The organism is Yaniella sp. (assembly GCF_030453185.1).
Classification (GTDB): Bacteria; Actinomycetota; Actinomycetes; order Actinomycetales; family Micrococcaceae; genus Yaniella.
Genome location: NZ_JAKDKW010000013.1, coordinates 19,386 through 42,635, shown reverse-complemented (window position 1 = coordinate 42,635; position 23,250 = coordinate 19,386). Strand labels below are relative to the sequence as shown.

Annotated in this window: 25 protein-coding genes and 1 tRNA gene; 22 read left to right on the top strand and 4 right to left on the bottom strand. The window is 53.6% G+C overall.

The window, feature by feature from the left end; genetic code table 11:
• Window positions 1-109: 109 nt before the first annotated feature.
• Window positions 110-472 carry a cupin domain-containing protein gene (locus L0H14_RS03660; protein WP_301417615.1) on the bottom strand — a complete coding sequence of 121 codons (363 nt, stop codon included), beginning with the start codon at window positions 470-472 and terminating at the stop codon, window positions 110-112.
• 330 nt (window positions 473-802) lie between these two features.
• Here L0H14_RS03660 and L0H14_RS03655 point away from each other — a divergent pair, with 330 nt between their 5' ends.
• Complete coding sequence (locus L0H14_RS03655; RefSeq protein WP_301417613.1) at window positions 803-1,921, top strand: alanine--glyoxylate aminotransferase family protein; 1,119 nt, start codon at window positions 803-805, stop codon at window positions 1,919-1,921.
• A gap of 74 nt (window positions 1,922-1,995) precedes the next feature.
• Here L0H14_RS03655 and L0H14_RS03650 read toward each other — a convergent pair whose 3' ends face one another.
• Window positions 1,996-3,429 carry an NAD-dependent malic enzyme gene (locus L0H14_RS03650; protein ID WP_301417611.1) on the bottom strand — a complete coding sequence of 478 codons (1,434 nt, stop codon included), beginning with the start codon at window positions 3,427-3,429 and terminating at the stop codon, window positions 1,996-1,998.
• 533 nt (window positions 3,430-3,962) lie between these two features.
• Between L0H14_RS03650 and L0H14_RS03645 the strand changes: the two genes are divergently transcribed.
• From L0H14_RS03645 to der, 16 genes are all read left to right on the top strand, one after another.
• A complete protein-coding gene (locus L0H14_RS03645) occupies window positions 3,963-4,139 on the top strand; it encodes a hypothetical protein (RefSeq protein WP_301417609.1) in 177 nt (58 codons plus the stop codon).
• Between the two features lie 140 nt (window positions 4,140-4,279).
• The gene (locus L0H14_RS03640; RefSeq protein WP_301417607.1) at window positions 4,280-5,284 is read left to right on the top strand and encodes a M48 family metallopeptidase; all 1,005 of its coding nucleotides are present in this window, start codon (window positions 4,280-4,282) and stop codon (window positions 5,282-5,284) included.
• A 3-nt stretch (window positions 5,285-5,287) separates the two neighbouring features.
• A complete protein-coding gene (locus L0H14_RS03635; RefSeq protein WP_301417605.1) occupies window positions 5,288-6,121 on the top strand; it encodes an HAD-IIA family hydrolase in 834 nt (277 codons plus the stop codon).
• Complete coding sequence (locus L0H14_RS03630; RefSeq protein WP_301417603.1) at window positions 6,108-6,266, top strand: hypothetical protein; 159 nt, start codon at window positions 6,108-6,110, stop codon at window positions 6,264-6,266. The genes L0H14_RS03635 and L0H14_RS03630 overlap by 14 nt, the downstream gene beginning before the upstream one ends.
• A complete protein-coding gene (locus L0H14_RS03625) occupies window positions 6,232-7,125 on the top strand; it encodes a TlyA family RNA methyltransferase (protein WP_301417601.1) in 894 nt (297 codons plus the stop codon). Before L0H14_RS03630 ends, L0H14_RS03625 begins: the two co-directional genes overlap by 35 nt.
• Window positions 7,126-7,172: 47 nt before the next feature.
• Complete coding sequence (locus L0H14_RS03620) at window positions 7,173-8,339, top strand: NAD kinase (RefSeq protein ID WP_301417599.1); 1,167 nt, start codon at window positions 7,173-7,175, stop codon at window positions 8,337-8,339.
• The gene (gene recN / locus L0H14_RS03615; RefSeq protein ID WP_301417597.1) at window positions 8,340-10,058 is read left to right on the top strand and encodes a DNA repair protein RecN; all 1,719 of its coding nucleotides are present in this window, start codon (window positions 8,340-8,342) and stop codon (window positions 10,056-10,058) included.
• Window positions 10,055-10,672, top strand: coding sequence for an NUDIX hydrolase (locus L0H14_RS03610; protein WP_301417595.1), 618 nt, complete (start codon window positions 10,055-10,057; stop codon window positions 10,670-10,672). Before recN ends, L0H14_RS03610 begins: the two co-directional genes overlap by 4 nt.
• A 3-nt stretch (window positions 10,673-10,675) precedes the next feature.
• Window positions 10,676-11,635, top strand: coding sequence for a site-specific tyrosine recombinase XerD (gene xerD / locus L0H14_RS03605; protein ID WP_301417594.1), 960 nt, complete (start codon window positions 10,676-10,678; stop codon window positions 11,633-11,635).
• Between the two features lie 203 nt (window positions 11,636-11,838).
• Window positions 11,839-12,699, top strand: coding sequence for a ParA family protein (locus L0H14_RS03600; RefSeq protein ID WP_301417622.1), 861 nt, complete (start codon window positions 11,839-11,841; stop codon window positions 12,697-12,699).
• Complete coding sequence (locus L0H14_RS03595; protein WP_301417592.1) at window positions 12,696-13,490, top strand: ScpA family protein; 795 nt, start codon at window positions 12,696-12,698, stop codon at window positions 13,488-13,490. Before L0H14_RS03600 ends, L0H14_RS03595 begins: the two co-directional genes overlap by 4 nt.
• Window positions 13,487-14,065, top strand: a complete 579-nt coding sequence (scpB, locus tag L0H14_RS03590; protein ID WP_301417590.1) for an SMC-Scp complex subunit ScpB — start codon at window positions 13,487-13,489, stop codon at window positions 14,063-14,065. The genes L0H14_RS03595 and scpB overlap by 4 nt, the downstream gene beginning before the upstream one ends.
• Before the next feature lie 2 nt (window positions 14,066-14,067).
• Window positions 14,068-14,967, top strand: a complete 900-nt coding sequence (locus L0H14_RS03585; RefSeq protein ID WP_336621684.1) for a pseudouridine synthase — start codon at window positions 14,068-14,070, stop codon at window positions 14,965-14,967.
• Complete coding sequence (locus tag L0H14_RS03580; RefSeq protein WP_301417587.1) at window positions 14,964-16,139, top strand: prephenate dehydrogenase; 1,176 nt, start codon at window positions 14,964-14,966, stop codon at window positions 16,137-16,139. Before L0H14_RS03585 ends, L0H14_RS03580 begins: the two co-directional genes overlap by 4 nt.
• Window positions 16,139-16,840, top strand: a complete 702-nt coding sequence (cmk, locus tag L0H14_RS03575) for a (d)CMP kinase (RefSeq protein ID WP_301417585.1) — start codon at window positions 16,139-16,141, stop codon at window positions 16,838-16,840. Before L0H14_RS03580 ends, cmk begins: the two co-directional genes overlap by 1 nt.
• Window positions 16,841-16,849: 9 nt before the next feature.
• Entirely contained in the window at window positions 16,850-18,358 is a 1,509-nt protein-coding gene (gene der / locus L0H14_RS03570; RefSeq protein WP_301417583.1) for a ribosome biogenesis GTPase Der, read from the top strand.
• 27 nt (window positions 18,359-18,385) lie between these two features.
• Here the strand turns inward: der and L0H14_RS03565 are convergent, their stop codons facing one another.
• Window positions 18,386-18,919: an adenine phosphoribosyltransferase gene (locus tag L0H14_RS03565; protein ID WP_301417581.1), complete on the bottom strand. Its 534-nt coding sequence runs from the start codon at window positions 18,917-18,919 to the stop codon at window positions 18,386-18,388.
• Window positions 18,920-19,043: 124 nt separating this feature from the next.
• Between L0H14_RS03565 and L0H14_RS03560 the strand changes: the two genes are divergently transcribed.
• From L0H14_RS03560 to L0H14_RS03540, 5 genes are all read left to right on the top strand, one after another.
• Window positions 19,044-19,120 (top strand) — tRNA-Pro (locus tag L0H14_RS03560).
• Window positions 19,121-19,409: 289 nt separating this feature from the next.
• On the top strand, window positions 19,410-19,862 hold the full coding sequence (locus L0H14_RS03555) for an FHA domain-containing protein (protein ID WP_301417579.1): 453 nt from the start codon (window positions 19,410-19,412) through the stop codon (window positions 19,860-19,862).
• A 118-nt stretch (window positions 19,863-19,980) separates the two neighbouring features.
• Window positions 19,981-20,691: a MerR family transcriptional regulator gene (locus L0H14_RS03550; RefSeq protein ID WP_301417620.1), complete on the top strand. Its 711-nt coding sequence runs from the start codon at window positions 19,981-19,983 to the stop codon at window positions 20,689-20,691.
• Window positions 20,692-20,733: 42 nt separating this feature from the next.
• Entirely contained in the window at window positions 20,734-21,348 is a 615-nt protein-coding gene (locus L0H14_RS03545; protein WP_301417577.1) for a bifunctional nuclease family protein, read from the top strand.
• 184 nt (window positions 21,349-21,532) lie between these two features.
• Window positions 21,533-22,126 carry a MerR family transcriptional regulator gene (locus tag L0H14_RS03540; RefSeq protein WP_301417575.1) on the top strand — a complete coding sequence of 198 codons (594 nt, stop codon included), beginning with the start codon at window positions 21,533-21,535 and terminating at the stop codon, window positions 22,124-22,126.
• Between the two features lie 104 nt (window positions 22,127-22,230).
• Here L0H14_RS03540 and L0H14_RS03535 read toward each other — a convergent pair whose 3' ends face one another.
• Window positions 22,231-23,055: a ParA family protein gene (locus tag L0H14_RS03535; protein WP_301417573.1), complete on the bottom strand. Its 825-nt coding sequence runs from the start codon at window positions 23,053-23,055 to the stop codon at window positions 22,231-22,233.
• Window positions 23,056-23,250: the final 195 nt, after the last annotated feature.

The following is a 23,250-nucleotide window of genomic DNA, read 5'->3' as shown; positions in this document are numbered from 1 at the left end:
TGGTCCAAGCAGAGAGGGAGTGTCTTGTTGGGGCCTTCACGCATTTAACCCACCAACCCCGAGCCCTCCGGCTGGGGTCAAGTTTCCCCGGTATCCTGGTCGAAAGCTTCTAGCTGCGGTAGACCGTGACATCACGGAGGACGGTCAGCGTGATGACGCTATCTTTGAGTGCGGTAACCGAGTGACGCTCTGGAGGGACAGGAAGCAGCTGACCTGCTGCGATCTGCCACTGGCGATTGTCTCCATGAATGACCACTTCCCCTTGCAGGACGTGGAAGAAAGCTTCTAATGGACTCTCATGCTCAGCAAGTTCTGTCCCGTTCAGCAGCGCAACCATTGTTTGGCGTAGACCATCGCCATGATAGAGAGTTCGTCCTGCCCTGCGAGCATGGGCCGTTCGTGCAGTTGTCATGAGGCGTTGCTGTTCGTCGGGAATATTTATACTTGTGAGGTCGATGTTGTTGTTAGGCATGTCTTTGGCGTTCTCCTTCTGACAGTTGCGAGTTTCGTCTATGAGAATTTGAAGAAGACGCTGGAGCAAGGCCCCGTCGGCTGTTATTGAAGTAGCTTATCGAAATCTTGCACCAAACAATAGACCTACTAGTGCCTTGGATGATTAACATTGCCGTATCGCGGCCCGCTGGATGTTCAAGGGGGATTGCCGGGTCACTGCATAATCGGACAAGGTCCATCAGAGAATCCAATGGCGAGACTATTTGATTATGGGATCGCGTCTCTGATGTTTCATTTGGCGCTGGTCGGCTATGTTTGGTTTCCCGGTTAGAGATTAGACTTAGTCAACATGACAGAGAGTTCAGTTTTTTCAAGTCCTATTGTTGGTCGTCAATTGTTCGGGCCGGGGCCGTGCAATCCCTATCCAGAAGCACACTTGGCGTTAAGTTTGCCTTTGTTGGGACACTTAGACCCAGCGTTCATCTCAGCGATGGATGACACCAGCGAGATGCTTCGCAAAGTATGGGGAACGCAGAACCAGCGGACGCTACCGCTTTCTGCGACTGGGTCAGCCGGTATGGAGGCAGCGTTCGTGAACACTGTACGGCCATCGGATGTGGTAGTCGTAGCGGTGAACGGTCTATTTGGAGAACGTATGGCTGAAGTTGCGTCCCGTCACGGCGCAGAGGTCATTGTGGTTGAGCACGAGTATGGTACTCCAATTGATGTTGAGCGCGTTGTGACAGCACACCCGAATCCCAATATAATCGCAGCTGTACACGCCGAGACTTCGACAGGTGTCGTCTCTGATATTAAAACCCTTGGCGAGAACAAAGGTGATGCCTTATTGCTTGCAGACTGCGTCACTTCCGTTGGAGGCATGGAAATTAGCTTAGACGACTGGGGCGTCGATTTAGCGTATGCGGGGTCGCAGAAATGTCTAGGGGTGGCGCCTGGGCTGGCGCCTTTTAGTATTTCTGATCGTGCTTTTGAACGTCGTGTCGAAAGACCCGCCAATTGGTACTTGGATTTGAATCTGCTGGGCGGATATGCCAGTGGGGAGCCGGGGGGCAAACGGACCTACCACCACACTGCACCCACAGGTATGGTTGTTTCTCTTCAGGCAGGTCTACAACGCATTTTGGCTGAGGGACTAGATAACGTCTATGCGCGTCACAGGGCCGCTGGCAAAGCCATGCAGGATGGTTTAGAAGAGATGGGTCTAAAGCTGTTTGCCGAAGAAGGCGCGCGGTTAGCCCAGTTGACTACGGTCGAGGTGCCAGAGGGCGTAGATTCTGCTGCAGTTCGAAATTACCTCTTGGATAAATACAACCTAGAGATCGGTGCTGGAACCGGAGCGTACGCTGCAAAGATTTGGCGCATTGGTTTGATGGGCCATAATGCGACGGAAGCAAATGCTCACCTTGTGTTGGCTGCGTTGAAAGATGCGTTGGACAACGCGTCCTAGCTCGACATATCCAGAGACATAAAAATTGGGTGGGACCGGTAACCGGTCCCACCCAATACTGTATTGTGGAGTTTCTAGAAGTCGATATCGTCTGGAGTCTTCGTGGCGGTTCGTTGAGTTATGCCATTTCGCTCTGCGACGTTTGCGACTGCTTCGGCAACTGCACCAGCTACCTTGTCGTTGAACACTGAAGGAATGACGTAGCTGGGGTTCAGTTCGTCGTCGCTGATCGAAGCAGAAATAGCATCAGCAGCCGCTACCAGCATGTCTTCAGTAATGTCCGAAGCGCCGGCATCTAACAGGCCCCGGAAGAAGCCGGGAAAAGCCAGAACATTGTTGATTTGGTTTGGGAAATCTGAGCGACCTGTAGCAACAACAGCAGCGTGTTTCGAAGCTTCGGTTGGTAGAATCTCTGGATCAGGGTTGGCCATAGCGAAGATTATAGAGTCGTCATTCATATTTGCTACGTCATTTTCATCCAGCAAGTTTGGAGCCGAGACCCCTATGAACACGTCGGCTCCATGGAGAGCCTCTTTTAGAGAGCCGGTAAAGCCTTCAGCGTTGGTGTTGTCTGCCAACCATTGGCGGTGCTCGTCACGCTGGTTGGTATTTCGCTCCAGTACGCCGTCGCGGCCTGCTGCCAAGATATGTTCTGCACCAGATGCCTTCAACAAGCGGATGATTGCGTGTCCGGCTGCGCCAACACCCGAGACGACGATCCGTACCTCGGAAAGCTGTTTGCCAACAACTTTCAAGGCGTTGTTAAGAGCTGCCTGCGTGACGATGGCGGTACCGTGCTGATCATCGTGGAAGACTGGAATGTCGAGTTCTTCGCGAAGACGTGCTTCGATTTCAAAGCAACGTGGCGCGGATATATCTTCAAGGTTAATGCCGCCGTAGGCGGGTGCGATCGCTTTGACGATACTGATGATTTCTTCGGTATCAGTTGTGTCCAAAGCGACTGGCCACGCGTCGACGTTGGCGAATTGCTTGAAGAGGACGGCCTTGCCTTCCATGACAGGCATAGCGGCTTCTGGGCCAATGTCACCTAGTCCCAGTACAGCAGTACCGTCTGTCACGACAGCAATGGTGTTCTGTTTTATCGTTAGTTCGCGGGCGCGATTGATGTCTTTAGCGATGGCGGTGCAAACGCGGGCTACTCCTGGAGTGTAAGCCCGAGAAAGATCGTCGCGATTGCGTACGTTGACCTTGGAAGTTGTCTGAAGTTTTCCGCCTTGGTGCATGTGGAATGTACGATCCGAGAGGCTGAGAACTTCGAAGCCTTCGACAGCGTCGATGGACTCCTTGACCTTCCGGCTGTGTTCTTTGCCGCGAGTGTTGCATGCCAGGTTGATGATGTTGCTTTCGTGGCTGGCATCAACGATATCTAGTGCAGTAATGGCTGCGCCGGCCTCGGCTACTACTGCTGTGAGATCGCTGGTTGCGGTGAAGGTCGAAGGGGCTTGAACTTTTACGATGATCGAATAGCCGGGGCTAGGTGTTGCCATGTTTAATTGGACTCCTTGGCAAATATAGGACGGCGGATTACAGCATGAATGCTATTGGCCGGTAAGGGTACGAGCGCGTCGTATGCACAGCCTGACGATCATCGGGTGGATGACGACAGCACATGCAGCGGCACTGGCCTGGTAAGGCTCAAAGGCCACATGAATCGAGGGTGATAGATTAGCACGCTACACCGATAACAGTGCGAAAGTGTAGCGGCATTGAGCAGTAGTGGGTGAGAAATTGACGAAACCCTGGATTTAAATTGTGAGGTACACTACAGTGTCTCTAATCGCATGCTTCGATGATGCAGCATGCGATTCGGAATCCTATAAAGAATATTCCCGCGGCTCATAACGTTTCCCAAGCGAAGGACCAAAGTGTCACTTTATATCGGTGGGCACCAGGTTCTTTAGACGAAACGTTATTCGAAGGCCGCAGATAAAGTCTGAGCTCCTGCTAGGCGCCAGGGATTCCCACAGACCCGAAATAGTCGATGCACACGCGTGCACTCAAGGTCTTTGAGGAGATCATCATGACTGCTAGTCCAAGTTTCCCAGCAGCTTCACCTAATGGTATTGAAGCGACGTCGCATATTCTGTCAGGTTTTCCCGTGGGCGGCGCTGACCCAGATTTTGTCGCCCTGGAGACCACTAAGCCAGCGATTTGTGCAGTTCCGATGCTGGGAAAGATGCTGTCGCAGTGTAAATAGTCGTGGGTGCCTTGCCCGGTGAGCTAATAGGGAGAAAATCCCCGCTGTAAGCGCCTGAACAGTTGTAGGATAGTCACAAGAAAGTTTTCTGCCTGCGACATGTATTTCAGGCACAACATTGACCCAAGGACCTATTAGCTTTGACAGATAGCAGTGCAAACCAACCGAAGAGTCGCGACGATTCATCACGTTCTGATCGCCGGGGCGGACCGCGTGACCGCAAACAAAGAGAGCACGGTCGGGGCGGGAGAGGCCGAGACGATCAGCGCGGACGTCAGGTGAACAGCGGTCGTGGTGGGCGTTCGTATCCGGACGAAGATGCTCCGATTAACACGCCACAGCACAATCCGGCGGACCTGCGTTCCGCGAACCGGCCAGATCGTGGCCGTTCTCCGAATATTGACGATGATGTTACGGGTAAAGAGTTGGACCGTAGCGTGCAGCGTGAGCTGGGTACTTTGGATGAACAAAACCGACCTTGGGTACAGAAGCACTTAGTGATGGCTCTGCGCTTGTTAGAGGATGACCCTGAACTGGCATTCGACCATGCATTAGCGGCCTCTCGACGAGGGGGCCGCCTTGGCGTCGTTCGAGAAGCTGCGGGGATGACTGCCTATGCTGCTGGGAAGTTTTCAGAGGCATTGCGTGAGTTTCGGACGTACCGTCGTATCTCAGGTGACAATGCTCATTTGCCGGAGATGGTCGATTCCGAGCGTGCCCTTGGACGTACCGATAAAGCCTTGCAGCTGGTTCAGGAAGCACCATTGGACAAGCTACCGGCGATCTCGCGAGTTGAATTCGCCATTGTTGTTGCAGGCATTCACCTGGATAATGATGATCCGAAATCTGCGGTTGCGGCACTTGAGATTCCTCAGCTGAATCCACGACGCGGTTTCTCATATTCTCCGCGGCTGTTTAGCGCGTATGCGGAGGCCCTGCGTGCTGCTGGACGCCAAGAGGAGGCCCGGAAATGGTCGATTTTGGTTGCTCGAGCTGAACGAGCACTCGGCCTCAACGTTGAACCCGAACCTGAAATACTGGATCTCGGAGACGACGAATACGACACGCCGCCTGCGCGAGCCCGTGACATCCTGCCTCCAAGCGACCCCTCAGCACAGACCGCAACAAAAGGCGGCGATGAGTAGTCTGTGACCACGTTTTTTAACGGATACGACGGCGTTCTGTGTGACCTAGATGGGGTGGTCTATGCTGGTTCACACCGTATTGATACTGCGGTGGCAACGCTGAACGCTTTGATCGGTCAGGGCATTCCCGTCGCATTTGTCACCAATAACGCTTCGAAATCTGCCACTGAGGTCGCCGAGCGGCTGAACTCCATGGGGCTAGCGGTCGATGACAAGGGCGTGATGACGTCGGCTCAGGCAGTAGTTAGCCTGCTCACCATCAAATACTCCCCTGACGCCGGTCCGGTCCTCGTGACCGGTTCACCACAACTGACGGCGCAAATAGAAGCCGAGGGATATGCGGTCACCGGCACTGCAGCAGATCAACCGCAGGTGGTAGTCCAAGGTTTCAACCCGGGGCTTGGTTGGCATGATCTGGCCGAAGCAAGTTTTGCTATCCAGAACGGGGCGGGATGGTTAGCGTCCAACCTCGATTTGACGATCCCGTTGACCGAGGGTGTCGCACCGGGTAACGGTTCCATGGTTAATGCTGTCGCCCAAGCTACAGGAACTCGTCCAGAAGTTGCGGCCGGCAAACCGGCCCCTGTGATGTTTACCGTCATGGCTGAGCGCTTCTCTATGATCAATCCGCTGGTTGTGGGCGACCGGTTGGACACAGATATGCTGGGTGCCCTGAACGCGGGTTTCCACGGCGCTTTAGTCGAAACCGGTATTCACCAGCGAGCCGATATTTCGACCTTTCAGGATGTGGTGGTCCCTGACTGGGTACTGCCCAACCTCGGAGCCTTACTTCGAGAACCTCTCGACGCTTACCGGGGGAGAGATGACCGAGCCTAGGTATCGTGCCGCCGAAATACTCGCGCAACTAGAGCATGTTGACCAGCAGCGCCCCGCTGAAGAACTCGCAACCTATGAACATGTGCTTGCTCAGCTCACTGAATTACTCAATGCACCTGAAGAAGACGGGCCGGGTGCCGTCTAACGTGAAACGCCTCGATCAAGTGCTGGTTGCCAGGCAATTGGCAACTTCACGAACAGCAGCCGCTCGGCATATCCAAGCCGGAGAAGTCATGGTTAATGATCACACTGTCACCAAACCAGCAAGTAAAATATCCGACCAAGATGTGGTTAGGCTGACCGTTGCTGGTCCACAATATGCTTCACGGGCAGGTCACAAATTGGCTGGTGCACTAGACACGTTCAACACCATAGACGTGGCTGGCAAGCGTTGTTTGGATGCGGGAGCTTCGACCGGAGGGTTCACCGACGTGCTCCTCCAGCGTGGCGCACATGAGGTGGTAGCCGTCGATGTGGGCCATGACCAGATCATCCAGCGACTACGCGTCGATCCTCGGGTCGACGTGCGGGAGGGCGTCAACGTTCGCTATCTGGCAGCGGATGATATTGAAGGGCCAGTGGATGTCGTTGTTTCTGATCTGTCGTTCATTTCACTGAAACTCGTCATCGGGTCGCTCGTGGATGTGTGCCTACCCGGTGCTCAACTCGTGTTGATGGTCAAGCCACAATTTGAAATTGGTAGGGCACGTTTACCGAAGACCGGTGTTGTGGTTGATCCACAACAACGCCGAGAAGCTGTCACTACCGTGATTGAAGAGGCACTAAAACAGGGGCTAACACCCCGGGGTGTAGCCACGAGCCCGCTGCCGGGGCAAGACGGGAATAGAGAATATTTCTTTTGGGCAAGTCACGATTTCGATGGACAGCCTGGATACATGTCGACCGAGGCCACACAGTGGTTGGATACTCAACATGTCCAGTGGGCGGATGAACCTGGACCTAGTTATCCAGATCGCGCCTGGCATGATAACAAAATCGAATAGACCGACTAGATTGGATTGTTAGGCAGACGTACAAACAAAGGAGATCGATGAGCCGGCGAATATTAATTTTGGCTCACACCGGGCGCCATGAGGCTATGCAATCTGCGCTGCATGCCATTGAGCTGCTGCGTGGAGCTGGGTTGACCCCGGTGATGCTGCCCCACGATTCCGCTGTTGTACACGAGGCCATCCATAATGGGGTTTTGTCAGCCAACGGGCTGACCGTAGAAAGTATCGATACGAAGTCGTCACTTCAGGATGTCGAACTTGGCATGGTACTTGGTGGGGACGGTTCAGTATTGCGGGCCGCGGAGATGGTTCGAGAGTCCGATCTGCCACTTATGGCCGTCAACCTCGGACACGTTGGTTTTCTCGCTGAAGCAGAGCAAGCAGATCTGGAGCGCGCAGTCACCTCCATCGTGAATAAAGACTATAAAGTTGAAGAGCGTATGGCCATCGACGTTAAAGTGTTGGTGGGTAAACACCTGGTAGCCCATACCTGGGCACTGAATGAAGCATCTGTTGAGAAATCTAATCGCGAACGCATGTTGGAAGTCGTCATGGGTGTCGATGATCGCCCCATTTCATCCTTTGGCTGCGATGGGGTCGTGATGGCTACACCAACGGGCTCAACCGCATATGCTTTTTCTGGTGGAGGACCGATTGTATGGCCCGAAGTTCAAGCCATGCTCATGGTGCCCCTTTCAGCGCATGCGTTATTTGCTCGGCCTCTGGTGGTGTCGCCAGAGTCAGTGATCTCGGTTGACGTTTTGCAGCGGACGAATGAAGCCGGAGTGTTGTGGTGCGATGGTCGCCGAACGGTCGATCTGCCGGCCGGTGCCCGTATCGAAGTGACCCGTTCATCGAGCCCGGTGAAGCTCGCGCGATTGGCGTTAACGCCGTTCTCTGAACGTTTGGTGCGAAAATTTGATTTGCCAACCGACGGTTGGCGCGGCAGTATCCCTGACAAGGATCGCGCCGCGATGGAGAAACGGAAACTAGCTGGTCGTGACCAGGACAACTGGCATCAGACCCTCGCGGACTCCCACGGGATCCGCATCGTGGAACCCCACCATACGGCCCCTAGGCCTGGGGTAGTGCCACCAGTGACGACGCCAATCCCTGTGATAACAAAGGCAGATGAACAAGAGATCGTGCAGCTTTCGCCATCACCACCGACTGACGAACATAACGAGGAACCGAGGAACGACTAAATGATAGAGCACCTGTCGATCAATTCCTTGGGCGTCATCGAAGAAACCACGGTTGAACTCGATCCGGGCCTGACTGTGGTTACGGGTGAAACTGGTGCGGGTAAAACCATGGTGGTGACCGCGTTGAACCTGCTGCTGGGTGCTCGTGCGGATGCAGGCGCCATTCGCGCAGGAGATGGCAAAGCTAGCGTTGAAGCTGGTTTTATCCTGCGGCCAGATCATAAATCCGCTACCGCAGCTGCGGAGGCTGGCGCAGTATTAGATGAGGATGCCGACAACCGTCATTTGGTGGTCACCAGATCAATTACGGCATCTGGGTCAGGAACCCGATCGAGAGCAACAGCTGGAGGTCGCGGTGTGCCCGTAGCGCTGCTTGCTGAGATTGGTGAGCACGCAGTTGCTATTCATGGACAATCCGATCAGCTGCGTTTGAAGTCCACTACAGCTCAACGAAGTGCCTTGGATGCCTACGGCGGTAAGCCCCTGGCATCAGCGCTGACACGGTACCGAAAAACATACGACACTTTGCAGGGTGTCTCTAATGAACTACAAGAACTCATAAATCAGGCTCAAGAGCGCGCGTTGGAGGCTGAAAATCTTCAGCGGAGTTTAGAAGAGATTGACAACGCGAATATAGAAGACCAGGAAGATGTTCAACTCCAGGAACAGATCAAGCGTCTGGAATCAGCCGAAGAGTTCCGCACTGCCGCCCACATTTCGACCACCGCACTCTCCGGCGACGACAATGACCTTGACGCACCGAGTGCCGAGTCGCTAGTTGAATTGGCGCGTCAGACGATTGACCAGACGCCAGGTGAACTCGAAGAGTTGGAAGCGATTCGCAATAGGCTGGCAACACTAGGTATTGAGCTAGCTGATATTACTGCGGAGATCTCGCAGTTCGCGTCGAGCCTTACCGAAGACGGCCCGTACGCGCTGAATCAGGCACAATCGAGGCTGGCTGAGCTGAATCGATTGAAGAAGCTCTATGGTCCTGATCTAGCTGACGTCTTGACCTGGGCAGAAGAACAACGCCCACGGTTGGACGAATTGCACGGAGATACGGATCGGATCGAATATCTTGCTGCAGAACAACAGCACCTGACCGAAACCCTGAACGAACAAGGCAACGAACTTACCGCACTACGTCAAGAGTGCGGGGTCAAACTGGGGGAGCAGGTAACCGAAGAACTCCATGGTTTACTCATGCCGACGGCACAATTTTCAGTGGCTGTAGAGCCCTCAGCTGCGCCAGGGCCCCACGGCTTCGATTCCATCGCACTGCTCTTGCAACCCCACCCGGGTTCGGATCCTCGTCCGCTGGGCAAAGGAGCGTCTGGTGGTGAACTCTCACGCATCATGCTTGCTCTTGAAGTTGTCCTTGCCGATACTGATCCCGTGCCAACGTTTATTTTCGATGAAATCGATGCTGGGGTCGGCGGTGAAGCCGCTGTACAGATTGGCAGGCGGCTGGCGAGATTGGCTACCCGGGTGCAGGTAATTGTGGTCACACACTTGCCTCAAGTGGCCGCCTATGCCAACAAGCACTTGCGAGTCAATAAAGACCCTGATGTGGAAGCAGGCTTCACCACTTCGGATGTGAGTGAGCTCGTAGGGGAAGAACGAATTTCAGAATTAGCGCGGATGTTGGCAGGCCACGCTAACTCAAGTTCAGCTCGTGAGCATGCTCGTGAACTTTTGGAGGCATCGCACGGGTGAGGGGACTGCATATACAAGATAATGACCGCTCGGTTGACATCCATGAGCATCAAACCGTGTATCGCGGTGCAATCTGGGATATCCAGCGTGACACTTTCACCATTGAGCCAACGGATACGCCTATGACTCGGGAATACATACGGCACCCGGGCGCAGTGGCCATAGTCGCGCTTGATGAACAGCGACAAGTCGCTATGGTCAACCAGTATCGGCATCCAGTACGCCAAGACTGCTGGGAAATACCTGCTGGTTTGCTCGATGTCCCTGGAGAGAGTCTCGTCGCTGCCGCGCACCGTGAGCTAGCTGAAGAAGCCGATTTGATCGCTGATAATTGGTCGGTCCTGGTAGACCACTACCCGTCCGGCGGTTCGTCTTCGGAAGCCATCAGAATTTTTCTGGCCCAAGACCTCCGGCAAGTCCCGACGGGTGAGCGTCATACCCGAGAAGCCGAAGAACATCATCTGATCATGAGATGGGTTCCTCTCGAAGAACTTCTCGATGCTGTCTTGGCCGGCGATATACGAAATGCCAATGCTGTCGCGGGAATCATGGCAGCCCACCTAGTGGCGCAACGCGGTCAGCCTGCGCGCCCAGTCGATGCGCCCTTTAGATAACTCATGTCCCCAATAGACATCGACATTCCAGTGCAGTTGCAAGATCAGGTCAACGTCTATCTCAATCACCTGACGATCGAGCGAGGCCTTTCGGACAACACCATGGCAGCGTATAGACGCGACCTTAAACGTTATCTGACTTACCTGGCGCAAGAGCGTGTCTCCGACGTCAACAATATCAGCGCGCACCACGTCACAGGATTTCTCCAAGCACTCAGCTCAGGTAGCCATCATATGGGGCAGCTTGCTGATAGCTCTATCAATCGAACTCTGATTGCAGCTCGTGGATGGCACCGATTCATGTTCCTAGAAAACACTACCGAGGTAAACCCAGCAGCCGACATAAAACCACCTAAAACCGGGCTATACCTCCCGGAAGGGTTGTCGATCGAAGACGTTACGCGACTGCTTACTACCCCCTCTCCGGAGACCGCGCAAGGATTGCGGGACCGAGCTCTCATGGAACTGCTGTACGCCACGGGCGCTCGCATCACCGAAGCTATTGGACTCGATGTAGACGACGTCGTCAGTCTCGAACAAGATAAGGCAACCGTGGTGAGACTGTTCGGCAAAGGTTCGAAAGAACGCGTCGTTCCGTTGGGCTCATACGCCGTCGATGCCGTCCATGCTTATCTGATACGGGGGAGACCACAGCTGGCATCCGGAGGCAAAGGGTCACCGGGTTTGTTCTTGAACCGTTTCGGAAGTCGCATCTCACGGCAGACAGGTTGGAATGTAATTAAGCATGCGGCTGAGACCGCTGAGATTACCGCTGAAATTTCTCCTCATACGCTTCGCCACTCATTTGCTACCCATTTACTTCAAGGCGGTGCGGATGTCAGAGTTGTCCAAGAGCTCTTGGGCCATGCCTCGGTGACCACAACACAGATCTATACGCAGGTTACCGCTGATACACTTCGAGAAGTATTTGCATCCGCACACCCGCGTGCGAACAGTGCATGAGACCTTCAGGTTTGACTTTAAGCTTTAAGGCTCGCCGAGAAAATACGCCATTTGTCCGGGCATATAGGAATTGCGTCATAGACTGGAAGTGAATTGAAAAAAGTCTATTTTCTATCACACTAAGAGGAATGCGCCCCCAATTTACGTAGCGGTCAGGAGTTTCAAGCATCGTGAATGACGCCAGCCAACAACCACGCCCTGTGATGATGATCAACGGAGAACCCGTGATCGGTCCAACAGGACGGCCAAAACACGAATTCCCCGTACCTCAGGCTTTGGATTCTCACGGGCCCGCCCGCATTATTGCCCTGGTTAATCAAAAAGGTGGCGTCGGTAAAACCACCTCTTCCGTTAACATTGGAGCGGCACTGGCTGACTACGGCCGAAAAGTACTCATGGTCGATTTTGACCCGCAGGGCGCTTTGTCTGCAGGTTTCGGGACGAACCCACATGAAATGGATCTGACCATTTACAACGTGCTGATGGAACGGGACGTTCATGTCTCCGAAGCCATTCTCAAAACAGAAGACGCCAACATTGATCTTCTGCCAGCAAATATCGATTTGTCTGCTGCAGAAGTTCAACTGGTGAATGAAGTTGCCCGTGAACAGGTTCTCGCACGTGCGCTGCGCCCAGTCATGAATGACTACGATGTCATCATCATCGATTGTCAGCCGTCTCTTGGCTTGCTCACCGTCAATGCGCTCGCCGCAGCACACGGTGTGATTATCCCGCTGACCGCCGAGTTCTTCGCGCTACGTGCTGTCGCATTACTAGTGGAAACCATTGAGAAAGTTCAGGACCGAATTAACCCTGATCTCGTCATTGATGGTGTGCTTGCCACCATGGTTGATGCAAGAACATTACATTCCAAAGAGGTCATCGGACGTCTTGTAGAAGCCTTTGGTGACAAAGTCTTTGAAACGGTTATTAACCGTTCAATCAAGTTTGCAGACGCCACCGTGGCGGCTGAACCCATTACCGCGTTTGCCCCCCGGCATGCTGGTGCTAAGAATTATCGGCAACTGGCCCGTGAGCTTGTGAGTCGCGGCGGAGCGCCGTGAGCCAACCCTCAACGCCAACATTCGATGAGGACTACTCAGACGAACATGTCGGCTTTGAACTAGCGCTCACTAACTTTTCTGGTCCCTTCGACCTGTTATTATCGCTGATTGCCCGACGTCGCATGGATGTCACCGAGATTGCCCTAGCCGAAGTAACTGATGAGTTTTTGGCGTATATCGCGACGCTGGACACCACAGAGGAAGTTTTAGAAAACTCAACGGCATTTATGGTGGTAGCGGCAACGTTGCTCGAGCTTAAGACTGCTCGCCTGCTGCCATCCGGGGTCAGTGATGCTCAAGAAGAGATGGCACTGCTCGAGGAACGGGATTTACTATTCGCACGTTTGTTGCAATATCGCGCCTTCAAGCAAGCGGCCGACATGATTCGGGAACGCATTGAGACTCAAGGATCCATGGTGGCTCGGCAGGCCGGTCCGGAACCTCAATACGCAAATCTGCTGCCGACGCTCGTGTTTGATCTCAGCTCGAAAGATTTTGCCGACCTGGCACATGATCTGTTTGAGAAATTCGTTGAAGAGCCAGAACAAGTAGGGACTCAACACCTTCATGCTCCGGTGGTATCGATTACAGAACAAGTCACGATAATGACCAGGAGGATCCAAGAAGCGGGCATCCTGACATTTACTGAACTGGTAGAGGACGCCTCCACCACGATGGTTGTGGTTGTCCGGCTCTTAGGACTGCTAACGATGTACCGCGACAAACTGATTGAATGGCATCAAGCGGTAGCACTGGGAGAAATTACCGTGTACTGGCAAGAGGCCTCGTGAATCAAGAACGATATCAAACAGAATTATTTAGTCAACTGGAAGCGTTGCTCATGGTGACTGATGAGCCCCTCACATTGGGTCAGTTGACCAAGGCCACAGGCCAAACTCCCGAAATACTCGAGGCAACGCTCAAGGCGATTCAGCGTGATTATGATGGCGACGGATCCGGAGTCCAGCGTGGATTTCAACTTCGTCATGTGGCTGGGGGCTGGCGGCTGTATACTCGATCTGAACATGCGGAAGCGATTACAGCCTTCATGATTCAGGGGGCAACGCAGAAACTGAGCCAAGCAGGATTGGAAGCACTAGCGGTTATCGCGTATCTGCAACCCACCACACGGTCACGCGTCGCACAGATCCGTGGCGTAAACTCAGACTCTGTCGTTAAAACGCTGTTAACCAGGGGGCTTATTGCTGAAGACGGAACAGAAGAGCTCACCGGTGCCGTACGCTATAGTACAACGGATTATTTTCTCGAGCTCCTTGGACTAAACTCTATCGAGGAACTACCAAAGATTTCCCCGTTACTTCCGGGGGTAGACGAAGCCACTAAAATGGCAGAAAGTCAGGAATAACTATGACATCCCGCAAGCCGAGAGGCTCCGGAAACCGCAGTCGCACACCAAAGTCTGGTCGTCGCGGTGGCCCATTTTCCGGTGCTGATTACGACCGCAATCTGGGTCCGGTTGATCGCAGCCAATACCGTAAAAAGGGGCAAGGCCAAGGCAAAAAGTCCCGCCACCATGTGCCACAAGGGGAACGACTTCAGAAAGTCATCTCCGCTGCGGGCATCGCGTCGCGTCGCGTCGCAGAAGACCTCATCAGCGAAGGTCGCGTCGAAGTCAATCACGACATTGTTACCGCCTTAGGCACTCGAGTAGACCCGGATAACGACGTCATTTTTGTTGACGGCATCCGTGTGAATACGCAACCAGAAGCTGTTTACTACGCTTTCAACAAGCCACGCGGTGTGATTTCGACTATGTCGGATCCCAAGGGCAGACCCTCTATTGCAGACTTTGTTGATACCACCGACACACGCTTATTTCACGTCGGGCGTTTGGATAATGAAACCGAAGGTCTGCTTTTGCTGACCAATGACGGAGACCTTGCAAACCGTTTGTCGCATCCCAGTTATGAAGTGCCCAAAACTTACTTAGTACAGGTCAAAGGCCCAATGCGTCGGGGAGTGGGGGAAGAACTTCGTGCGGGAATCGAGCTGGAAGAAGACGGTCTCGTATCGGTTGACTCCTTCCGCCTCGTGGACTCAACACCGGGACACATTTTGTGTGAAGTTGTCATTCATAGTGGCCAAAACCGCGTGGTCCGGCGCCTGATGAAAGCCGTTGGCTATCCAGTTCAGCGACTCGTAAGAATCGCACATGGACCAATTACCTTGGGGGACCAGCGTCAAGGCTCTATCCGGCAATTGAACTCTCAAGAAGTTGGACACCTCATGGCAACGGTGGGACTATGACCACACCTCGGTTCTCACGCACCGAAATTGTCGATACTGCCTCGTTGGCGGCGGCCACTGAAACGATCTCAAAACAGCACTCGATTCACCAGCCGACGTTGATCATTGGAAGTGGCCTCCTGGGGGCTTCGATTGGATTGGGACTGCGGAGCGCCGGGATCGAGGTGTTGCTCAGCGATCCGTCGCCCTCGGCCCAAGCGGTTGCCGAAGACATTGGTGCTGGGCGAGGGCTTACCGACCAGGACCAACCGGGAACCGTCGTGGTAGCGGCACCCCCGGACGTTACTGGCGAAGAAGTTATCAAAGCCTTGCAACGTTGGCCGGAGGCCGTGGTGTTGGATATCGCTTCGGTGAAAGGCGCCATTGCAGAAGAGCTATCTGCAGCTTTTGACGCAGGCCGCATCAACGGGGATGATACCAAGCGGTATATCGGAACTCACCCCATGGCAGGCCGGGAACGATCCGGCCCGGTTGCAGCGCGTGGAGAACTGTTTACAGCTGCGCCCTGGGTGCTGTGTCCGAGAGACGAAACACCGCAGTTCGTCATCGACACAGCCTCTGACGTCGCGCGATTACTAGGCGCTACGATTTATCACATGACCGCAGAGGAACATGATGGTGCGGTGGCACAAATTAGTCACCTCCCACAAATCGCAGCGTCACTCTTGGCTTCCCGGCTGCAGGACACTTCTGCCCAGGCGCTCCAGCTGGCAGGTAACGGTCTACGCGACACCACGCGCATTGCCGCCTCAGACGGGAGCTTGTGGGTACAGATCCTGACGGCGAATGCTAGTCAAATTCTTCCACAGCTTCACGGTATGAAAGAAGACCTGGACCGTTTGATCCACACCTTATCCCAACCTTTCGACGCTGGTTCACGTCTTGATGTTGCTCAACTGATGCACGAGGGCAACCGGGGACAAGCACGAATCCCCGGTAAACACGGTGGCCCAGCTGAGTCCTTTGCCCTGGTGACAGTCCTGGTCGATGATGCTCCTGGTTCGATCGTGTCGGCTCTCCAAGCGGTAGCCGATGTCGGGGTGAACGTGGAAGACTTACGAATGGAGCACTCCTCCGGCTACCAAGTCGGTATGCTGGAGATCGCCGTGGTTCCGGGCCAGAAACAGCACTTGGTCGATTCGTTGACCGATCTTGGATGGAAGGTACTCTAATGTCAGCACAACCTCGACTTGTTATCGCTATCGATGGCCCCTCAGGCACCGGGAAGTCTACGATCGCTCGCTGGATAGCCCAAGAATTAAACCTTAGTTACCTCGATACTGGAGCGAATTACCGTGCCGCCACGCTTTGGTGCATGAAAAACGGTTTGGACCTTTCGCAGCCGGACTCGGTGGATACTCAACAGATCACCGAGCTCATTACCACCATGCCGTTAGCCCAAGACTTGAATCCGCACAATTTTACTTTGGCATTAGACGGGCAAGACATCACTGATGCAATACGTTCAGATGAAGTGACCTCAAATGTGTCAGTACTTTCAACACGAACTGAAGTTCGTGAACACCTCGTGGAGCTGCAACGCCAAGCGATTCAGTCTCGGCCGCGCATTGTGGTTGAAGGTCGAGACATCACAACAGTTGTTGCGCCCGATGCGGAAGCCCGCATCTTACTGACTGCCTCTCCGGAAGTTCGTATGGCACGGCGTGGCCAACAATTACGTGAAACTAACCAGGATCCTGGCAACGTGGAATCAGACGTCATCGGCCGCGATGAAAAAGACTCTGCGCTCGTTGATTTCATGACACCTGCCGAAGGTGTCGTTGAAATTGACTCATCCATTCTTTCCCTCGAAGACACCGTGACCGTCGTCTTGGCAGAAATTCAACGCCAAGTTAACACGAACGGATCCTAAGAAAGCATCATGACTGAAGAAGAATACATTCCAACAAGTGCCGACACGATCGATGAAGATCTGGCTCGGATGACTGATCAAGACCATCAGGCCCGCACTGAAGCTTATCTAGCAGGCCTGCAACAATATGATTTAGAAGAAGACGACCACCAGGTTCTATCCGGCTTCGAGGCTGCTGAAGAATATGAAGAACGCTCCTTCATCCCACCCGTAGTAGCAATAGTGGGTCGCCCCAATGTAGGCAAGTCCACACTGGTGAACCGCATTATTGGTCGTCGTCAAGCGGTAGTTGAAGACGTTCCAGGAGTCACTCGTGACCGCGTCTTCTACGAAGCTGAATGGAACGGCAAAGTTTTTACAATTGCTGACACCGGTGGCTGGGAATACGGTGTCAAGGGGTTGGACGCGAAAGTAGCCGATCAAGCAGAACGAGCAGTTGAGCTAGCCGATCATGTGATTTTTGTTGTCGATGCAACAGTGGGCATCACCGCGACGGACGAGGCCATTGTCACGATGTTGCGCAAGGCCGGCAAGCCCATCCTGTTGGCAGCGAATAAGGTCGATGGCTTGTCACAAGAAGCTGACGCCTCGATGCTTTGGGGCCTCGGTTTTGGGCACCCGTACCCTGTCTCCGGCTTACACGGTCGTGGCACCGCGGATCTACTTGATGTGTTGGTCGAGGAATTACCTGACGAATCAGCCTATAAGGACGTTCTGACCGCACACGGCCCACGTCGCGTTGCCATCGTCGGGCGCCCGAATGTTGGCAAATCTTCACTGCTCAATACACTCGCCAATGAGTCACGAGCCGTTGTGGATGATGTCGCTGGAACAACTCGCGATCCCGTTGATGAATTAGTCGAGCTGGACGGCGACGTTTGGGAGCTCATCGATACGGCGGGTATTCGTCGACGCCAACACATGGCGTCGGGGTCGGACTATTATGCTTCGCTGCGTACTCGCGCCGCATTGGACCGCTCTGAAGTTGCGGTTGTCCTGCTGGAATCATCTCAACCGCTTAGCGAGCAAGACGTCCGTATCATTCAAATGGTGTTGGACTCTGGACGTGCGATGATATTGGCATTCAATAAGTGGGACCTTATGAACGAGGACCGTCGAGTCGACCTGGAACGTGAGATTGACTTGGATCTGCAACACGTCACATGGGCACCACGGATCAACGTATCAGCCAAGACCGGCTGGCATAAAAACCGGCTAGTCCCCGCATTGGAGACTGCCTTGGAGTCGTGGGAAAGTCGTGTTCCAACTGGGAAATTGAACTCGTTTATTGGTGAGCTTGTGGCAGCACACCCGCACCCCGTACGTGGCGGAAAGCAGCCGCGTATATTGTTTGCAACACAATCGTCTACACGGCCACCCAAATTCATCCTGTTTACCACTGGTTTCCTGGATCCGGGGTACCGCCGGTTTATTATCAACCGGTTGCGACAGTTCTTTGGATTCGAAGGTAGCCCTATAGAGATTGCGATGCGAGTTCGAGAACGCCGCGGTCGTTAAATACCTCTCACCGCGCGATGCCGTGGACTATAAGCTAAACAGCGCTTTGGTCTGCGGCATCATTGCTCTACCTTCAAGCCCTTGAAGTTCCATGACGACTCCGACGCTTACGACGTCGGCGCCAGCCCGCTTCACCAATTCTGCGCCTGCCTTCAGAGTACCGCCCGTCGCCAAAATATCGTCGAGTAAAAGCACACGCATACCCGCTTCGAGTTCCGGGGACACTTCCAGTACATCGTGGCCGTATTCCTTCTCAAACGACACCTGATGGGCGGGTTTTGGCAATTTTCCTTGTTTACGGAGGGGGATCATTCCTGTTCCGGCGACCGTGGCAGCTGCCCCAGCAAAAATAAAACCTCGGGCTTCGACGCCGGCTACGACATCGAATGAGGTGCCAGCTTGCGAGACGAGCGCCTCGGCTACTGTGCGCATCGCTTGGCCATCAGCCAACAGGGGAGTGATGTCACGAAAAGAGACGCCCTGTTGAGGATAGTTTTCGATGGTCCGGATCAAGGATCGAGCATACGCAATGTGCTCAGTGTTGGAAGGAAGAGTAGTCATGGGTTGTAGTCTAAAACGTTCACTGTGACATGAAGGCATTCAACGAAATGGTGAAATTCGGACTTTCACTTGGCATCGTGTATAGTAACCCGAGTATCCCAGCGCTTGAATTTGAGCACTGGAACGGGCTGTGGCGCAGCTTGGTAGCGCACATCTCTGGGGGAGATGGGGTCGCAGGTTCAAATCCTGTCAGCCCGACCAGCACATCCTTGGATTCTTATAGAGCCAAGGATGTTTTCTTTTTCAACATCATGCACATCTTCTTGCGTACTACATCGATAATATGTGCCAGGTAAAACAACATAATCCGAAAGAAGATTTTCCTGCAAGCATACTGAAGTTGAAAATTCAAGGTGACAAGCTCATTCGCCGCGATTTAGTTTTCCCCAGGCAGTGAATTCAAAGCACCGATCAGCTAAACTATGTGAGTCAGGGCGACTCATGGACCCGGGTCGCCAGCTAAATTATGCACTACAAGGAGCGCTCAAGCATGACAACAGATAACCCCGTTCCTGGTAACTCAGAAGATCATTCTGATATTGAGCCAACAACCGTAGGGTTGCCGAAGCTTGAACCCCTTAAAGACCTTCACCTGCAGCCAGAAGAGCGCGCGACCGTGGAAGCATTGCCGGTAGGTTCCGCGCTGCTTGTGGCACATGAAGGTCCTAACCGCGGAGCTCGTTTCTTGCTCGACCAAGACAAAGTCTCCGTTGGTCGTCATCCGGATGCTGACATTTTCTTGGACGACGTGACCGTTTCTCGTCAACACGCAACATTTGAGCGTCACTCAGGCGGGTTCAAGGTCGTCGATACAGGATCACTAAACGGTACTTATATTAATAACGATCGGGTGGACTCACTTGAGTTGCGTACAGGTATGGAACTTCAGATTGGGAAATTCCGTCTGTCGTATTATGCAGGAACGCAGCAAACACACGCTTAAAATCTCGGTCATTCGTCGTCGGTTCGGTGACCGGTGACGTGCTGTACCTGGTCCTACTTGTTGAAAAGGTCTGAACCAATTGTCCGCTTCCCCAAAACCACGCCCGGTCGCCTCTGCTATAGCTAAACGTTCGCAAACGCTTCTAACGATCGGCGAAGTGTTAGAACATATCAACTCAGAATTCCCTGAGGTGAGAGCTTCGAAGGTGCGTTTTCTCGAAGAGCGCGGACTGTTGACACCTGCGCGAACAGCGGCGGGCTACCGCAAATACACACAGGTAGACGTTGATCGACTGCGTTTTATCTTGGCACTCCAGCGAGATCAGTTTTTGCCGTTAAAAGTCATTAAGGATTATCTTGATGCCATAGATGCTGGAAAGCGCCCGGAATCACTGCCTGGTGGATTGAGGCTCGAGCCCCGTTCAGTATCGCAACAGCTGGCGCAAGAATTGACTGGACACATTCGGCCGATGTCTCGCGCTGAACTGCAGGGAATGTCAGGGGCGTCAGACGACTTGATGAAGACGCTGGAAGCCTACCGTCTCGTCTGGGCCGATGAGACGGGCCGATACGACGACCACAGCCTCAAGGTCGCCAGGGCGGCCGTCACGCTCACTGGATTCGGATTCGAGGCACGGCACCTTCGACCATTCCGTATCGCGGCAGACCGTGAACTGGGGATGGTTGAACAAGCTACCTCAGGGATTGCCCAAAACAATGGTGGCGTCTCCAAAGAGCGCGTTACAGAAGCGGCACGAGAAATCACTCAGGCCTGTTTGAGCTTGCATGCTGGGGTAGTGAGTGCTGAAATTGCAGATATGGACGATTAGCCTCGTCTCGCTTTAGGCAACACTAAGATAAGGAGCTTCGCCATGGCCGACATAGTAATGAAGGTCCTTGAAATTCGGATCGTCCTCCCCGGCAATCAACCCATCCTGTTGCTGTTGCATCAAGATTCCCAGCGTTTATTGAGACTGTGGATAGGACCGTCAGAGGGCACCGCTATAGGCCTGGCGCAACAAGGTGTCGATACTCCTCGTCCAACGACACACCAACTCCTTGTGGAGGCTCTTGAGACGGCCGGAGACCCAATTGAGGCAGTGCGAATCGCTAAAGTTGATGATGAGGTGTTCTATGCCGAGCTTATGTTGGCATCCGGCAAGGCTGTGGACGCTCGGGCATCAGATGCTGTAGCTGCTGCGCTATTTGCCGGAGTCTCTGTGTATGCCAGTGAAGATGTTCTTGATTCCGCTGGTATAGACCTGACCGAAGGCGATATTGCAGCAGAGCTGAATATCGAAACCCCAGAGACACAGCCTGAGGTTACCGAAGAAAGTCTCGACGATTTTCGGGAATTCCTGAAGGATCTTAGTCCAGAAGATTTCTTGAAGTCGGGAGAACAGCAGCAAACACCGCCACCGTTTGAAGATGACGACCCTGATAATGGGACCGAAGACAACGACGACCCCGGATCATCGGAAAAATAGTTCCGACACGAACTGAATATTCCACCGTGGTCTTTGACCCGGGTCAATTCGCAGAATAGCGTGGAGCACTATAAGTTCCACAGTATATGTGAGACCATTATTTAGTAGCCGGAAGTGATTCGGTGAAGGGTGATGTGCTTACAAAACTTCCCCGGGTGGAACAGATCAGCAGGAGGAACCCCTAGTGTCTCACACCAGTGATTCAGGGCAGAGCCAGAATTTGGACTCTGGCAACCAGGGCGTACTGTTTAGCGACGACGCACCCTGGCTAAATAACGACCACGGTTACCGCGGTCCTACCGCCTCGAAGGCAGCAGGAATCACCTACCGTCAGCTTGACTACTGGGCGCGTACCGGTCTGGTTGTGCCGTCACTACGTGGCGCTGAGGGCTCGGGTACGCACCGGCTCTATTCATTCCGCGATGTTCTCGTGCTGAAGGTTGTAAAACGTCTGCTCGACACTGGAGTGTCGCTGCAACAGATTCGCACCGCAGTTGAACACCTCCGTGAGCGCGGTGTGGAGGACCTGGCACAAATCACGTTAATGTCTGATGGCGCATCAGTTTATGAATGTACCTCAGCTGATGAGGTCATTGATCTTGTCCAGGGCGGCCAGGGTGTGTACGGTATCGCCGTGGGTCGTGTATGGCGTGAAGTCGAAGGTACCTTGTCTGAACTTCCAGCGGAGCGTCTCGCCGATGGCCAGACAACGGAAGAGGACTTTCCTGGCGATGAACTCGCGCTTCGCCGTGATGCTCGCCGCAAGACAGCTTCCTAACGGCGGCTGTGCACAAATAGTCAATAAACCATGAAAAACCCGGTTATGTATACATAACCGGGTTTTTGTTATTTGCGCCACATATAATGTATTGCTTGAGAATATTAACTTCGTCGGGCCCTTCGAGGGGGTTGTTTGGCATCGTACAGGCTCTCGAGCAGGTGGTCGAAAGTGCGCGCCGCAGTGTGGGCGGTATCGCCTGGCCAAGCATGTACTGGCCAGGCTGCGCCCTGCATTTGTTGCCAATTAGAGGTTTCAGGCACTTGCGTGTCCAGCAGCCGATTGCCGAACATTCGGCGCATTTCAGACAGGCGATATTTATGCTCGGTCGATGCTGCACGAACCCTATTCACTACAACGGCGGAGGTCTTAAGTTTGGGAGCGTACTCCCGTTGGAATAAGTCCAGAGCACGGAACGTGCGTTCGGTTCCAGCAACCGAGAATAAACTCGGTTCAGCCACTAGTAGTACTGCGGTTGAAGCGGCCCAAGCCATCCGTGTGATGCCATTTAGCGCCGGAGGGCAGTCAACGAGTACGAGATCGTACTCGTCTGCGGTGTCTAACAACGTCGAAAGGCGGTTTAATTCTCGGCGTCGTGTAGATACTTTCTCAAACATGGATGTCTTCGCGGAACCGCGAGCGACGTGTAGCGTACCCGGCCGGGTGCCGTCTTGATGGGCAGCTGGGACCCATCCAGAGGGCACGGCGTGCTCTGCAATATTGTGGTGTTTTGGCTTCCGCAACATTGTTCCAATGTCGCTTCCGGGCTGGTCATGTTTGATGCCTAGACCAGTTGTTGTATCAGCGTGCGGGTCAAGATCAATGACCAGTGTAGAAATGCCGGCTGCCCAGGCAGCAGATGCCAAACCTAGCGTTATAGAAGTCTTACCAACGCCGCCCTTAAGGCTCGAAATAGAAATAACCTGCACTACGATTGCACCTTAGTTATGAAATAGAAGATTTGGTCGATAACACATTCTAACAAGTGAATAGGTTGCGTCGGTGTGCGTCCCCTTCCCGTACACAATTTTTGCAAAGGCCCCCGACGTGGGTAGTATCACATGTGTTCAATGTATACACGAACGATATCGTGGAACATACCTGAGCGTCTGTTGCCAATCGTG

What these genes read in the sequence shown, in the direction of transcription:
- L0H14_RS03625 (WP_301417601.1), top strand. Translation starts at nt 6,232, where the DNA reads ATGCACCTGAAGAAGACGGGCCGGGTGCCGTCTAACGTGAAACGCCTC.
- L0H14_RS03655 (WP_301417613.1), top strand. Translation starts at nt 803, where the DNA reads ATGACAGAGAGTTCAGTTTTTTCAAGTCCTATTGTTGGTCGTCAATTG.
- L0H14_RS03585 (WP_336621684.1), top strand. Translation starts at nt 14,068, where the DNA reads ATGACATCCCGCAAGCCGAGAGGCTCCGGAAACCGCAGTCGCACACCA.
- cmk (WP_301417585.1), top strand. Translation starts at nt 16,139, where the DNA reads ATGTCAGCACAACCTCGACTTGTTATCGCTATCGATGGCCCCTCAGGC.
- recN (WP_301417597.1), top strand. Translation starts at nt 8,340, where the DNA reads ATGATAGAGCACCTGTCGATCAATTCCTTGGGCGTCATCGAAGAAACC.
- L0H14_RS03565 (WP_301417581.1), bottom strand. Translation starts at nt 18,919, where the DNA reads ATGACTACTCTTCCTTCCAACACTGAGCACATTGCGTATGCTCGATCC.
- L0H14_RS03645 (WP_301417609.1), top strand. Translation starts at nt 3,963, where the DNA reads ATGACTGCTAGTCCAAGTTTCCCAGCAGCTTCACCTAATGGTATTGAA.
- L0H14_RS03555 (WP_301417579.1), top strand. Translation starts at nt 19,410, where the DNA reads ATGACAACAGATAACCCCGTTCCTGGTAACTCAGAAGATCATTCTGAT.
- L0H14_RS03650 (WP_301417611.1), bottom strand. Translation starts at nt 3,429, where the DNA reads ATGGCAACACCTAGCCCCGGCTATTCGATCATCGTAAAAGTTCAAGCC.
- L0H14_RS03545 (WP_301417577.1), top strand. Translation starts at nt 20,734, where the DNA reads ATGGCCGACATAGTAATGAAGGTCCTTGAAATTCGGATCGTCCTCCCC.
- L0H14_RS03630 (WP_301417603.1), top strand. Translation starts at nt 6,108, where the DNA reads ATGACCGAGCCTAGGTATCGTGCCGCCGAAATACTCGCGCAACTAGAG.
- L0H14_RS03600 (WP_301417622.1), top strand. Translation starts at nt 11,839, where the DNA reads ATGATGATCAACGGAGAACCCGTGATCGGTCCAACAGGACGGCCAAAA.
- der (WP_301417583.1), top strand. Translation starts at nt 16,850, where the DNA reads ATGACTGAAGAAGAATACATTCCAACAAGTGCCGACACGATCGATGAA.
- L0H14_RS03620 (WP_301417599.1), top strand. Translation starts at nt 7,173, where the DNA reads ATGAGCCGGCGAATATTAATTTTGGCTCACACCGGGCGCCATGAGGCT.
- xerD (WP_301417594.1), top strand. Translation starts at nt 10,676, where the DNA reads ATGTCCCCAATAGACATCGACATTCCAGTGCAGTTGCAAGATCAGGTC.
- L0H14_RS03660 (WP_301417615.1), bottom strand. Translation starts at nt 472, where the DNA reads ATGCCTAACAACAACATCGACCTCACAAGTATAAATATTCCCGACGAA.
- L0H14_RS03580 (WP_301417587.1), top strand. Translation starts at nt 14,964, where the DNA reads ATGACCACACCTCGGTTCTCACGCACCGAAATTGTCGATACTGCCTCG.